Below are 14,049 nucleotides of genomic sequence, written 5' to 3'. Positions count from 1 at the left end.
TTCGGTCACGGATTCCGAAGGGACATCACATGCCTCCAACTACGAACCTCGACGGAAACGTCGTCCTGATAACCGGCGGCACGAGCGGAATCGGTCGGGAAACCGCGCTCGCGCTCGCGGACCGCGGTGCCTCCGTCGCAATCGTCGGTCGGAACCGCGAACGCGGACGGGATGTGACGCGCGAAATCGACAGGAGGAACGGCGACGGGTGGGCGGAACTGTACGTAGCGGACCTCGGTTCGCAGGAAGGCGTTCGCAACCTCGCAGCGGAGTTCAGGAATCGACACGGCAGACTCGACGTGCTGGTCAACAACGCGGGGACGTTTCGCCATCGGCGGACGGAAACCGAGGACGGCATCGAAGCCACGTTCGCTGTCAACCACCTCGCACCGTTCCTGCTCACCCATCTGTTGGTCGATTTGCTCGTCGAAAGCGCGCCCGCTCGAATCGTCACCGTCACCTCCGAACTGCATGAACGCGGCACCGTCGACTTCGGCGATTTGGGCCGCGAGAACGAGTACGACGACATGGAGGCGTACGCCCAGTCGAAATTGGCGAACGTCCTGTTCACCCGCGAAATAGCCGAGCGGCTCCGCGGAACCGGCGTGACCGCGAACGCCGTCAACCCCGGTTTCGTTCCGGAAACGGCGTTCACTCGCGAAGCCTCGCTTCGCGGACGACTCACCTTGGGTCTGTTTTCGATGCTCCCCCTGCCGTTCACCAAGAGCGTCGAGGAGGGCGCGGAGACGGTTATCATGGCCGCGGCATCACCCGAGATGGCCGACGTGACCGGCGAATACCTCAGCGACGGAAGAATCGCGGAATCCTCCGAGGAGTCGCGTGACAGGAACGTCCGAAAGCGGTTGTGGGACGTGAGCGCCGGGTTAGTCGGGATTTCGCCGGAGTATCCGATTCGGTAAGTGGTCGATATCGACTGGAACCGTTTTGTCCGCTCGCTTCCAACCACCACCCGGGGGAAACCATGACTGACGCACTGCTAGTCATCGACATGCTGAACGACTTCGTAACCGGGAAGATAGCCGCCGAGCGGGCGGAGAACATCCTTTCACCGCTCGACCGACTCGTGACCGTGGCTCGCGAGAACGACGTTCCGGTCATCTACGCGAACGACGCCCATCGACCGGAGGACTTCGAGTTGGACGTGTGGGGCGAACACGCCATGCGGGGGACAGAGGGCGCGGCGGTGATTCCCGAACTCGAACCCGAGGAGGAAGACCACGTGTTCGAAAAGCGCACCTACGACGCGTTCTACGGGACGGGGCTGGACGAACATCTCAGAAGTCTGGGCGTGGACCGAGTGATCCTGACCGGCCTGCACACGAACATGTGCGTTCGCCACGCGTCGGCCGGGGCGTTCTTCCGCGGTTACGACATCCTCGTCCCGGAGGATTGCGTCGAGGCGTTCAGCGAGGAGGCGCACGCGGAAGGGCTCGAATACCTGAAAGACGTGTACAACACGGAGATAACGACGGCGGACGAACTCATCGAAGAGTGGGAGACGGCCGCGTCGACCGATGCGATGAGTGACGAGGGAACGGTGCAGTGATCGACACGGCGAACCAGTAATCGATGCGGTGAACTATCGACGGCGGAGCGACCGAACCGTCTCTTGTAGCCGCTGAAGTGATGGGAGAGGGTCCGAGGTCCTCGTTTCCGCGGTCGTAGAGCGTTTCGAACCCGCGGCATCGGGTGTCCGAGAATCCGAACGCGACACGTCGCGCGTCGATCGAGTGTGCGGTCTCGATTCGGTTTCTGGTACCGTTTCGGCCCGTTCAGATTCCGCTTCCGACCGCCACGTGGGGAGGTTCACAGGGAGGTCCACGGAGAGGTTCGACGCGACGACGCCGGTCAGCAGACCCGTCGAGGACGCCAGCACCGCGGTTTGGAGTTCGAGACGCCCGAACCCCTTCGGGTCGAATTGCAGGAGTGTCCACACCAGTCCGGAGACGAACATAACCACTCCGGCGGCAGTCAGCCACTCGTTCGTATCGGACACGCCGTCTTCTCGGCCCGTAATCCGCATTACGGCGATGCCCGTGACGAACTGGAGGACGAACACCGTCGCGAGAAACCCGAGGGCGGAAACGGCCGCAAACGGGTCCCACGACGGGAGTACGGACGTGAACCCGCCGAGCGAGTCGCTCGGAACGACGCCCGCGACGAACCGGAGGACCGCCACGAGAACCGCAGCGGTCACGGTGTCGATGACGCCGAGGATATCGACGAGCAGTCCGATTTCGCCGTCGAGGAGCGCACGCGCGAGGTCACGAACCGTCCGACTCCCGGCGAGTTCCGCGAGGAGGAAGAGGCCGAACGGCGGAATGGCACCGAAAACGACGATGTACCGCGCGAGTCGGGAGGGTATTTTGCTCCGGCGCGCGCTCTGCACGACGAACCAGACGATGGCGGCGAGCGGAACGAGTGCGAACGGCGATTCGTGGAGGACACCGATGGTCGTCTCGAACATGGAGGTGGGCAGTCGAACAGAGCATGGCAGTTCCGCGTAGAGAAACTTTCGGCTCCGATCGGGAAACCGAAACTATCAGTTCGAAACGGAATAGTGGACAGGGACGCCCACGGACGAGCAGTCGGACTGGAACGGTATCCCGGCTTTCGGTTCGAGGGCGAGCTATTCGATTTCGATTTCCACGACCTCGGGGTCGTCGAAGTCGTCGTCGAGCGGGTCGTGAGCGAGGTCCTCCAGCACCAGTTCGATGTTTCGCACGTTGGCCTTCCACACCGCGTCGATGATACCGCCGACGATGGGAAGCGAGCCGCCGACCACGTCGATGCTCACGTTCGCGATCATCCGGAGGAGGGTGGTGAACGAGACGCCCAAGCGCGCCGCTTCGAGGACGAGGTACAGCGACAGACCGGCGCTGATAACGTCGCCGACGCCGGGAAGCGCGCCGAGGATTGGGTCGAGACCGATGCGGAAATCGGTTCCCGGAATACGCATGAAGTCGTCGAAGACGCGCGCGACGGTCCGCATTCGGTCTATCGCCGCACGGTCCAGCGTCGGCGGTAACTCGCCCTCGAAATCGAACTCCTCTTTCAAGTCCGAATGATCGTTCATGGGTTCATCTGATCCCGAAACGCAATAAAGCCGACGGCGGTATCGGGGGAGGAGCATTCGGCTTCAAGCGGCGCTTGCACGACTCCCGAGAGGCATTCGTGCTGATGCGTACCGCGAACTCGGAGCGCGTCTTTCGACGAAAATTCCGCCACAAAGCATTTGCACGATTCGCCAAATGAATCACTCGTGACGATAGTGTTACGGCGTACCGAACGATAACGGCGTGTGACCGTCAAAAAAACGAGCGGATAGCCGCTCTCCGTGCTATCGTCACAATGCCTCTGACTTCCGATACCGATGCGTCTTCGGGCGCATCGGTTCTCCCTGATTCCGACGAGTCCGTGCCGATGAATGATGGTATATGCACACAACCATCATGGTTTTGCACGACGTACGGTCGTACATGTCACGGAGGATCGTCGTGGAAACCGCGAGAACGGAGCGCGGGGACCACCAGTGGCTGGAGACGTTCACCGATTCGCCGGGTCGCGGGGACGAGTACGACGCCGTCACGTCGCTATCGTGGAACGGACCGGAGCGGAATCAGGAGGGGGCGTTACGCCGCGGGAAACTGCCGAAGCTCGATTTACCGTCGTATCTGAACTACTGGTACTACCACCTCAAGTGGGGGTTGAAGAAGGAAGGATTGGTCTCTAGACTGTACGTACCGAACATCTACGGGGCCGACGTGGAGTACATCGAGAAGTACTTTCCCTACGTGACCGTCGAACGGATACTCGAACGGCGGGGATGGCGACAAACGGACGAGCGACGCCTCGAAGACGGACGTATCCGATACACGTGGACGAAACCGCAGAAGCGCGAACCGGTCAGCGAGTCGGCAAAGCAACTCGTGACGAGGGTGCGACGGAGACGGGTCACGTGAGGGATGTCAGTGAAAATCGGGGCATGCTCACTCGGAACGACCGGCGGCCGCATCGACCACGCGGCCGAGAAAGAGGACGGTATCCGTCGGTTCGTGGCGAATCAGGAACAGAAACGGCCGATTCACGGTTATTTCGAACGGGTTCATCGGTGCCGACGTGACGCCCACCTCGACGGCCGTCGCGGCCGCTGCCTCCGTTCCGTTCTCGTCCACGTCGATGACGCACTTCTGAAGGACGCTGTCGATGGAGAGGTTCTCGCCCGTCTCCTCGGTGTCGGCCATCCCGCTGAAGTCGGCGGTCGGAGAGAACGCACGTGACATTCCGAGGTCCGAAAGCGTCGCGCCGAGGTCGAGCGACGATTCGAGGGAGAACTTCGGCAGCGAAATCGACCCGTCGGTTCGTTCCATCTCGCCCAGCAGGGTTGCCAATCGGTCGGCGGAAAGCGAGGCCGCGAACTCCTCGAACGTTCCTTCCCGCGGAAGGAGGACGACCATCTCGACTTCGTCGCCGACGTACGGGAGGGCTATCAGTCGATGTCCATCGACGGCGGCGTAGGGAAACGAATCCGATTGAGCCATCATCGGCACCTTCGATTCCGTGCCGTCGAGCGCGGTGAACGGTCGCCGCTTCGTGTTCGCTTCGGGGAACGTGCTGGCCCACGTCGCCCGGAAGTAGATGGCGTTGGTGAGAACGAGTCGCGTCCGTGCGTCGAGGGTTGTTTTCGGCAGCAAGTTGGAAATCTTCCCGTCCGTTCGGTCGGCGACCCACGCGTTGATGGTTTCGGTGGCGTCGTCGGCATGCCCCTCGAAGTCACAGACGTGCAGACCGGCATCGTAGTACGTCCGAAGCGTCGTGAGGAAATCTTCACGCCACGGGTAGTCCTCCTGCCCCCAAATCGCGTTCGCGGTGGTCAACTGGAACGGAGTCCCCTGCTTTTCCTCGGTGTCCGCCCGTTCGGCGGTGGTTTCGAGTCGCTCGGCCGTTTCGCCGAACGCGGCGTGGAGCGGTTCACCGTCGTAGGGAAAACGGAGGGCGTTCGCCATCCCGTCCCGCGTCTCGCCGCGCGCACCGGCGTACGTCATCGCCAGCACCACGGAAGCGCTGAGCGGGGAGAGGAACTGGTTTTCTTTCGGATACTCCTCGGCGAGCGAGGAGAGGAGCGTCAGGCCGAACTCGGCGTTTCCGCGAGCGAGCGTTTCGATGGCCGTCTCGTCGGTCGAAACGGGATTCGACTTCTCGGTCCCGGTCAGTGTTCCGGGGTCGTTCTCCGAACCATCGGATGCCGGGGAGCCGGAGGACGAAAGACAGCCCGAAAGGAGCGTTCCGGCGGCGAGCGCGCTGGAGAGGGCGAGAACGCGGCGGCGGGTGGGTGCCATATCCTCAGTTACTCGTCGGTGAACAAATATGTACCCAAGACTCAAAAAATCGTTTGAGATATCACGTGACGGAGTGGATTACGACTCGTCCGCTCTTTCACCGTTTCGGCGCGCGAAGAACACCTTCGGTTCCATCGTGAGTTTCGTTTCGCCGTCCTCGTTTTGCATTTCGAGGGAGAAGGAAACGAGGCCCCGAGTCGGGTCGCTTTCGAGCGGTCGTTTGTCGGTGACTTCGAGCGTGAGCGAGAGGGTTTCGCCCGGCTTGACCGGGGCGGGCCACGTCACGGATTCGACACCGGGCGAGCCCAGACTGCCGCTGTTTTCGAAGAAGTTGTCCACGAGAATTCGCATCGAGATGGCGGTGCTGTGCCATCCGCTGGCGACGAGTTCGCCGAACATCGACTCGGCGGCGGCGTCCAAATCGACGTGAAACTCCTGTGGGTCGTACTGTTCCGCAAAGGAGAGGATCTCCTCCTCGGTGACGGTGTAACTGCCGAACGATTCCCTGTCGCCGACGACCAAGTCCTCGAAATCCCGGTTACTCATGCACGATGGTTGGCGGAGGCGGGACAAATAGCCGAGGGCTGGGGAAATCGACGTGCTGATACTCAATCGCCCGTCGTCGGCGAGGAAGACGACTCGCCGCGGCCACGTGGGATGTAGTAGGCGAATCCGACCGCGAGGAGGGACACGACGACGGAGAGCGCGAAGACGGTCGTCAACCCGTCCGTCAGAATCGTCGCCAACCCGGCGGGCGGCGTGGCCGAACCGAGGAGACGCTGTTGGAGTTGACCGAGGTTCGAGACGCCGGAAATCGTCGTCAGTCGGTCCCGGATGACGAGGTTCAGGGCGAACCCGAGGAGCGCGACGCCCATCGTTCCGCCAAGGTTGCGGAAGAACTGCTGTGAGGAGGTGACGACGCCCATCTGTGCCGTCCCGAAGTGGTTTTGAATCGCCGTCAGCAGCGGCGGCGTCACCATCCCCATGCCGACGCCCATCACGAACACGTTGACGACGATGATCGGGAGGGACGTTCCGGCAGTCCAGAGGACGGTTGCCGCGCCAAAACTCAGGACGAGGAGAACGGTCCCGACCGTGGCGAGTCGCTGTTCGCCGACGCGGTTCACCAGTCTCCCGGAGAGAAAACTCATGCCGGACCAGCCGATGGAGATGGGAAAGACCGCCAGCACGGCGCTTCCGGCACCGCCACGAACGCTTTGGAGGTAGAGCGGGATGTACGTAATCGCCGCGAACAGCACGAAACTCGTGAGAAACCCGGTCACGTTCGTCGTGATGAACACCGCGTCGTCGAACATCGACAGCGGAACGATTGGTTGGGTCGCGCGCCGTTCGACGGCGTAGAACAGGAAGAGACCGACGAGACCGGCACCGACGAGCGGCAGTGCCAGCGAACTCGTCGTTTCGAGCAACTGGAGGCCGACGAGGAGCGTCCCGACGGCCAGCGAGAGGACGCCCGCGCCGAGAAAGTCGATGTCCCGGTCGGCGCTCCCGGTCGATTCGTCGAGCGAGACGGCCACGAGGAGGACGGCCAGTAGGCCGACCGGGACGCTGAGGTAGAACACGCCGCGCCAGCCGACCGTTTCGACGATGACGAAACCGAGGAGTGGACCGACGACGCTCGAAATCCCCCACACGGTGCTTCCGAGACCGATGGCCCGCCCGCGCTCCTCGGGCGGGTACACCACGCCGAGGATGGTGTACGGGATGGCGAACATCGCGCCCGCGCCAATACCTTGGAGCGAGCGGAACGCGACTAATTGGAGCATGCTCCCTGCCGCCCCGCACAGGGCACTCCCGGCGACGAAGATGGCGGCGCCGACGAAGAACAACCGCTTTCGGCCGTAGATGTCGGCGAGTCGTCCGTACAGCGGCATCGAAACCGCCGCGAACAGCATGTAGGCCGCGAAGGCCCACGCGTACAGTTGCAGTCCCCCCAGCGACTGTACGACGGTCGGCATCGCCGTACTCACGATGGTCCCGTCGATGGCCGCGAGGAAAATCCCGAGCAGAACGCCCAGCGTCGCGAGCCGTCGGTTTGTCATAGCGGTCCTTCGATAGCGACGGGGAAATAGCCGACCCACGGGTGAGAAGCGGGGAAAACGTTCGCCTCCTGTGGAGTCGGGATTCCTCAGCCGTGGTGTTCAGTCAGATTGACCGCCAGCACCGGAACCGTCGTCAACCGGATGACGCGCTCGGTTACGCTGCCGAGTACGAGGTGACTGACGCCCGTGTTCGCGTGCGTTCCCATCACGATGGCGTCGATGTCGTTCTCCTCGGCGTAGTTCACTATCTCGTCGGCGGGGTTGCCGCTCACGATCGCCGTTTTCGTTTCGAGGCCGGCACGCTCCGCCGACCCTTCTATCGAGGAGACGGCCGTCTCCCCGGACGTCTTCAGATCGTCGTGAACCATGGACTGAGTCGATTCGGAGAGCGGCTCCGCGAGTCCGGAATCCACGACGTGAAGGACGTGGACCGTCGCACCCGTGAGTTCGGCGAGCGAAATCGCTTCCTCGACGAACTGCTGTTCACCGCCGCTGCCATCCGTCGGAACGAGGATCGAGTCGTACATCGAGTGGTCAAACGTCGGCAATCGAGATAGTGGTATTGCTTGCTTCAGGGGTATCGAACGGACAAAAGTGACATCCTTCCCGTCGTAAACGACGGGGCTTCCCACAACAGTGGGATTCCGGCCTGCTACCGTAGGTTTCAGTCCGAATACGCCGAAAACGTCATCTGTGGGGGTTTCACACTCGTCTTTCGGTGGACTGTGGCGGTGTCACAACCGCTCCCGTCCTGTGGCGTGTCATCGCGTTCCGGTTTCCAAGGAACGCTCTCACCCCACGGGTCTACGCGACTAGCGATGTTCGCCGCCGCGTTAATATCTGCTTGGAACTCCGTTACGTGGCAGTCGTCGTTTGTACAGCGGAACTCCGCTTGTGAACCCCGTCGACCGATGTGACCACATTCGTGGCACGTCTTCGAGGTGTACGCCGGATTCACGAACCGAACGGGTATTCCCACTTCGGTCGCTTTGTCCTCGATACGGCCCTGCAATCGTGCGAACGCCCACGCGTGAAGCCGCCGATTCATGTACTTGCCGCAATCTAACCGTTCACGGATGCACGACAAGTCTTCGAGGACGATAACCGGGTTCTCGAATTGTCGGGCGTATTCAACAGCGTTCCGAGAGGCCTTTTCAACGATGTCTGTAAGCGCGTTCTGGTAGTGGTCGAATCGCTCGTCAACCCGCCACTCGGACGCGTCTCGTTGTTGAAGGCGTCTCAGCGTCGTGTACATCTTTTTGCGGAGGTGTCGGGCACGACTGCCACTTTCGAGCATCGGCTTCGTCAGTGTGTTGCGCTTGAGGGCACAGCCCGTAATTAACGCGGATTCACCGATGTCGAAACCGATGTACGTTTGGTCACCGTCCGTGTCAGGTTCGTCTACCTCGTATTCGACGGTGACGTGTAGTACCCAACTACTTCGATTCTGTTGAAGGCGAAGTTCTCCCGATTTGGCGTCACCTTCGAGAATGTCGTGCCACAGAGATTCTTGCTCCGGATTCAATCGGAGTGGCACCCAAAAATTCGTTCCTCGACCGGGTTGCGGGACGTTCCAACAAATCTCGTAGTGTCGAGATTCATCCCGGTCGAACTTAGCGGCACGATTAACCAACCGAAGCGGATGCTCGTCGTCAATCTCACGAGCGTTGTACGTTTTGCGGAGCTTCGGGACGTAGGACTTGAGTACATCTTTCGCTTGATACGGCAAGTCGTAAGGCGTCACGATGTCGTTAACGGCGGACATCGTATCTGCTCCTGAATCAAACGCTTCGTCCAATGCCTCGCGGTAGGTGGAGAGAAGGCGACGAAGACGCACCGCTTTGCCCTGCGTTGGCGAGGCAAGGGTGGCTTGGAGTGTCTTTGTCACCGTCTCTACCATGTGTATAAATACACAATGACCACACTTATACATTACGATGATGTAGTGTGGCGTGATGCAACGAAAGCAGATAACGATTCGAGAAGACCAAGACGAGTGGATTGATGAAAATCACATCAACCTATCAAGCCTTGTTAGAGGCTGTATTGACGAACGTATGGAATCCAGTTCTGCCGATTAGCGGTGGACTGTGTAGTGTAGTTTACGCGATTCCCGCCCGGCCTAAAGGCCGGGATTCCCTCGCTGATTAAAGATGGGGGATCGGCGGTTTTCCGCGGTCTCGCCGATCGGTCGATTCGCGGAGTATCGGCCGTTAATACGTGTGTTCCGACTCGTCACTGTTTTTACCGACCGCTCCGCGAACGGAGGACGCGGTCCGTCGAACGAGGAATCGGACGTTTTCCCGGCGACGGACGAACAGCCACACACCGAGAAGGACGTAGACAGCAGTGTAGGCGTACAGCAGCGTCAGACTGATCGAAGCAGCGGCCGGTTCCGAAACGGTTTGAAGCACGATGAACTCCGAGACGACCTGCGAGACGAACAGGACGAGGAGCGTGAGCGCTTCGCGAACGTCGATTTCGAAGTTCACGAGGACGCCGAGCGCGAAGAAACTCTGTGCGGCGGTGATCCAGATTTCCGCGGCCTGTTTCTGGTCGAACGAGAGCGTTCCGATGCTTCCCGAAGCGATGCTGTAGACGACGGCAAGGGTGCCGATGAGGAGCGTCCACTGGTTGAGCTTCGAGGAGATGAGCGCGTTGAATCCCGCCGTCGAACGTGCCTTGTTCACCAGATAGAGGACGACGATCAGTTCGGGCGACTCGGAGGCCAACGGGGCGATCCACTGAATCATGAAGAACTCGGGGATACCGAACGACGTCCCGAGCGTCTCCAAACTGTGGGCGAACGGGTGGACGGCCTCGAAAATCATGTAGCCGGAGTAAGCGAAGAGACCAAGGACGATAGCGACACGCGACCCCTTCGAGAACGACTGGAGATAGCCGGGAACGCCGCCGTGGGCGGTCTCCTCTTCGACCTCGCCGCGGATGATGACGCCGACGTAGAGGACGTACAGGCCGACGAGGAACAGCGTGTCCGCGATACCGATACCGTTTCCGAGCGGAATGAAGAACGCATACACCGTCGCGACGAGCAGGAACGTGATTTCGAGGGCGATGTTCCGATCGATTTTGACGGCGTCGGCGAGGAAGCCGGAGCGCTGCGCGACGGAAGAATCCTTTGACCGTTTCGCCCGGTATATCGTGTAGAGGGCGATTCCGGACCAGCCGAGCCCGATGAGAATTCGGTTCGCACCGGTCATGTTCGCGACGGCGAGATTGGCGTCGTGACAGGCCCGCGCGAGCGTTCCTGGGTCCCCGCTGGCGATGGCTTTTGCCGACAGTTGCTGGCAGACCTGCGCCGTCGCTCCGTTCGCGCCCGCGTTCCACGCGTAGTAGGCGTCGACGGCGTACTCCGGTGCGACGGCCAGAATCGCCAAAATCGCTATCGCGAAGCCGCGGGGAACGTCTTTCTCGGCAGTTTCGGCACCCCACGCGAGCATGAACGAAGCGCCGACGATGGCGAGACCGGTCATCCCAACGATGAGAAGGGCCGGCGGGTCGGACAGCGGATCGAATCCCCCCACGACGAGCCATGGAAGTGTGAGAGCGAAGACTGCACTGATCGCAAGTAGTGGTCGTTTCTTCATGATATCTGTAATTCGGTCCTATGTCAAAAAACACAAGATAAACCCGATAGTGCTGTTTTCACGGGATAGAAACCCTGTATGTCGATTGTAGGGGTGAAAAGAGCCAAAGGGTCGATTTTGCGGATAGAGCATCTCTCATGGGCTATGTCGGCAGGTATAGCGATAGCAAGAGGTATTGTCAGCGTACGTTTTAGTTTGTGGACATATTTTTGATATGATCGCCATTCACGGATGGCGGATGAGACACCCCTTTTTAATTACCGGTCGGACGTAAGGCGAGACATGCCGAGCGAACCCCAATTCGAACTGTACGAGGATAACGCCGGAGAGTGGCGCTGGCGGCTCGTCGTCGCGAACCGTAACATCATCGCGGACAGCGGCGAGGGCTATTCGTCGAAGCAAGGCGCAAAGCGGGGCATCGAGAGCGTCAAGAACAATGCATCCAACGCACGTATCGTCGAAAAGTAACGAAGGAGAGCGGCGAGACAGAAACGGTTGGTTTCGTACACATTGTTCGTATGTAATGTCCACTCAAAACCGTCACATCGAACCGTCGTTACACTCTGGACGAGGGGTGTCCAACCGTTCAAGTTCACAACACCTCGTGTCCGCTAACCATCGCCGTCATGTACGGAGGAGTGCGAAAGAGATCCGGCGAGAAGGTGCTTGACCGATTTATTCTCCTCCGTCTATTCCCTTTCGTCTGTTTCCTTCTGTTTCCTCCGTCAGTTTCCTTCTGTTTCCTTGCGTCTTTCACTCTTTATCGGGTAGAGGTGATAGGGATGTTATACTGGCGACTTACGTCTATTTGCCTTTGAATTCTACGGATATACACTCTACACGTTGTGTGTGTGGAAGGCGTAATTATTTATACCACGCGCACGCTGGCTGTCGTATGTCCGATGAGCCTCCTCGTCTCTCCGATTTCGATACCACGGACGACCCGGCGAGCGACCCCCTGTTCAACGTGGACGATGACACCGCGACGCAGGTGTTCGAACGAAAGGAGTTGCTGAAGGTCGGTCACGTGCCACAGAGCACGCGCATCGTGGGTCGGGACACCGAAATCGAGTCCGTCGCGGCCGAACTCCGACCTATCGTCAGGTCCGATCCGCCGAACAACGTCATGATTTACGGCAAAACCGGAACCGGAAAGTCGCTCGTCACACGGCACGTCACCGAGCGAGCGCGACAGGCCGCAAGAGCGCAGAAGGTCGCCGTCGGAACCGTCTACGTGGACTGTGCACAGCACAATACCCACACGCGCGTCGCGCGGTCCATCACGCGAACGCTGAACCGCGACGAAACGGGGATTTCCATCCCACGGACCGGTATCGGAAGCGGCGAGTACTACGACTATCTGTGGGAGGTTCTCGACCGCTGTTACGACGCTGTCATCATCATCCTCGACGAGGTTGACCGCCTCGAATCGGATGACGTGCTGATGCAACTGTCACGTGCGCGCGAGTCGGGAAAAGCCGACTGTCATCTGGGAATCGTCGCCATCAGCAACAAAATCGAATATCGAGATCGATTGAACGAGCGGGTGAAAAGCAGCCTTCGCGAGGAGGAGTTCGTGTTCCAACCGTACGATGCGAATCAACTACGGGACATCATGGAACATCGGCGCGACGCGTTCAAGGAAGGCGTCCTGACCGGGGACGTGATTCCGTTGACGGCGGCGTTCGCCGCACAGGAACACGGTGACGCTCGCAAGGCGATCGAAATCCTCCGTCACGCGGGGGAACTCGCGGAACGACAGGGCGACGAACTCGTCACCGAGGAACACATCCGCGATGCACAGGAATGGGCGGAGGTGGACCGTTTCGAGGAGTTGCTCCGCGGGTCGACGACGCAGGTGAAGTTCATCCTCTACGCGCTCGCACTTCTGACGAAGGAAAATCGGGGGTCGGAGTTTTCGACGAGCGAGATTTTCAGCCGGTATCAACGGATTTGCAAGGAGTTAGAGGCGAACGTGTTGAGCGAGCATCGAGTGTACGAACTGCTCAAAGAACAGGCGTTTCTCGGCGTCGTAGAATCGACCCGGACCGGCGGTGGTCGCGGGCAGGGAAGCTATCTCGAACATCGACTCGTGCAGGATACCGATATCGTCCTCAAATCCGTCCTCCGCGACAGTCGATTCGACGGAGTCGACGAGTAGACGGCCCGCCTCGAACTCCGACGCTTCCGATCGAAGGAGTGCTCATACTCGCACGGGAAGATGAACGGAGAGACAGCTGAATGAAGCTAGCGTGGCGAACAATCGTCAGACGTACGGCGGACACCCCTCGTCCAGAGTGTAATAGCGACGAAAGGGAGGTATTCGTGCGGAGATGTCGAAGGTATCTATAATAGGCATATTGAAGGAATGTTTCTTCGAAGAGTGGAGAAGGACCGTTTCATTTGGAGACGTATTTTGAGCGGTAAAGGGAAGAGGGGGAGAGGACACACACCCCTCGTCCAGAGTGTAACGGGGGAAGGGGTGGGGTGGGGATGGGGTTGGGGTAAGGTGGGGTAGGGCGAGATGGAGTAGGACGGGGCAGAGACGGGTGAGGATGAAATGAACGAAAAAGGAGTCAAAACGGTGCTGAACGGTTCATAGAAAGGGATCTCGAACGATAGTATCGAAGCTATAGATCGGTCGAGTCATTCACTGATGTACTGAATAGGAAACGGCTGAGATGACGTGACGATGAGAGTGTGATAATGGTAATTTGTTGTCGTTTATTCCGCGCGATTTTATTTCGCGCGTATTTTATGAGATAAACCGGTATACATAATACAATACAATACGAAAAGTCCATTAAGCTAAATTCAGTAATAGAAAGACGGATTGCTATTCGTCTTCGACTTCGTTCCAGTCGAAACGACGTATCCGATGATCTTCTCGCGTTCCAACCCTGATCCCTTTTGTTTCTCCTCTGTTTCTCCTCTGTTCCTATTCTCTCTCCCCTATCACTCTCCCTATTGCTGTCCCCTATTGCTGTCTCGTATCGTTCTCCCGTATTGTTCTCCCGT

Annotated in this window: 13 protein-coding genes; 5 read left to right on the top strand and 8 right to left on the bottom strand. The window is 59.5% G+C overall.

Translation table 11 applies throughout. From position 1 onward, the window contains the following. Window positions 1-29: 29 nt before the first annotated feature. Together LJF34_RS17565 and LJF34_RS17560 are read left to right on the top strand one after the other, a co-directional pair. Window positions 30-920 (top strand): SDR family oxidoreductase, encoded by an 891-nt coding sequence (locus LJF34_RS17565; RefSeq protein WP_231186603.1) that lies wholly within the window; start codon window positions 30-32, stop codon window positions 918-920. A gap of 62 nt (window positions 921-982) precedes the next feature. After that, the gene (locus tag LJF34_RS17560; RefSeq protein ID WP_231186602.1) at window positions 983-1,567 is read left to right on the top strand and encodes an isochorismatase family cysteine hydrolase; all 585 of its coding nucleotides are present in this window, start codon (window positions 983-985) and stop codon (window positions 1,565-1,567) included. Between the two features lie 33 nt (window positions 1,568-1,600). On the opposite strand, the gene LJF34_RS17555 is transcribed toward LJF34_RS17560, so the two are convergent. Both LJF34_RS17555 and LJF34_RS17550 read right to left on the bottom strand, forming a co-directional pair. Continuing rightward, the gene (locus LJF34_RS17555) at window positions 1,601-2,488 is read right to left on the bottom strand and encodes a hypothetical protein (RefSeq protein WP_231186601.1); all 888 of its coding nucleotides are present in this window, start codon (window positions 2,486-2,488) and stop codon (window positions 1,601-1,603) included. A gap of 162 nt (window positions 2,489-2,650) precedes the next feature. Beyond that, on the bottom strand, window positions 2,651-3,097 hold the full coding sequence (locus LJF34_RS17550; RefSeq protein WP_231186600.1) for a DUF4112 domain-containing protein: 447 nt from the start codon (window positions 3,095-3,097) through the stop codon (window positions 2,651-2,653). A 403-nt stretch (window positions 3,098-3,500) separates the two neighbouring features. Here LJF34_RS17550 and LJF34_RS17545 point away from each other — a divergent pair, with 403 nt between their 5' ends. Then, complete coding sequence (locus tag LJF34_RS17545) at window positions 3,501-3,983, top strand: hypothetical protein (protein WP_231186599.1); 483 nt, start codon at window positions 3,501-3,503, stop codon at window positions 3,981-3,983. A 27-nt stretch (window positions 3,984-4,010) separates the two neighbouring features. Here the strand turns inward: LJF34_RS17545 and LJF34_RS17540 are convergent, their stop codons facing one another. The 6 genes from LJF34_RS17540 to LJF34_RS17515 form a co-directional block, all read right to left on the bottom strand. Beyond that, window positions 4,011-5,360 (bottom strand): serpin family protein, encoded by a 1,350-nt coding sequence (locus LJF34_RS17540; RefSeq protein WP_231186598.1) that lies wholly within the window; start codon window positions 5,358-5,360, stop codon window positions 4,011-4,013. 78 nt (window positions 5,361-5,438) lie between these two features. Continuing rightward, window positions 5,439-5,906, bottom strand: coding sequence for a MaoC family dehydratase (locus LJF34_RS17535; protein ID WP_231186597.1), 468 nt, complete (start codon window positions 5,904-5,906; stop codon window positions 5,439-5,441). Window positions 5,907-5,968: 62 nt separating this feature from the next. Further along, window positions 5,969-7,423: an MDR family MFS transporter gene (locus LJF34_RS17530; RefSeq protein ID WP_231186596.1), complete on the bottom strand. Its 1,455-nt coding sequence runs from the start codon at window positions 7,421-7,423 to the stop codon at window positions 5,969-5,971. 86 nt (window positions 7,424-7,509) lie between these two features. Continuing rightward, on the bottom strand, window positions 7,510-7,950 hold the full coding sequence (locus LJF34_RS17525) for a universal stress protein (RefSeq protein ID WP_231186595.1): 441 nt from the start codon (window positions 7,948-7,950) through the stop codon (window positions 7,510-7,512). A gap of 137 nt (window positions 7,951-8,087) precedes the next feature. Then, a complete protein-coding gene (locus LJF34_RS17520; RefSeq protein ID WP_231186594.1) occupies window positions 8,088-9,323 on the bottom strand; it encodes a transposase in 1,236 nt (411 codons plus the stop codon). 313 nt (window positions 9,324-9,636) lie between these two features. After that, the gene (locus LJF34_RS17515) at window positions 9,637-11,031 is read right to left on the bottom strand and encodes a sodium:calcium antiporter (protein WP_231186593.1); all 1,395 of its coding nucleotides are present in this window, start codon (window positions 11,029-11,031) and stop codon (window positions 9,637-9,639) included. 282 nt (window positions 11,032-11,313) lie between these two features. Here LJF34_RS17515 and LJF34_RS17510 point away from each other — a divergent pair, with 282 nt between their 5' ends. Next, a complete protein-coding gene (locus LJF34_RS17510) occupies window positions 11,314-11,499 on the top strand; it encodes an HVO_2922 family protein (protein ID WP_231186592.1) in 186 nt (61 codons plus the stop codon). A 427-nt stretch (window positions 11,500-11,926) separates the two neighbouring features. Further along, window positions 11,927-13,192, top strand: a complete 1,266-nt coding sequence (locus LJF34_RS17505) for an orc1/cdc6 family replication initiation protein (protein ID WP_231186591.1) — start codon at window positions 11,927-11,929, stop codon at window positions 13,190-13,192. Window positions 13,193-14,049: the final 857 nt, after the last annotated feature.

It is taken from the genome of Haladaptatus sp. DYF46 (assembly GCF_021083305.1).
Taxonomy (GTDB): domain Archaea; phylum Halobacteriota; class Halobacteria; order Halobacteriales; family Haladaptataceae; genus Haladaptatus.
The sequence above is the reverse complement of the archived record's forward strand: the minus strand, read 5'-3'. Positions and strand labels throughout refer to the sequence as shown.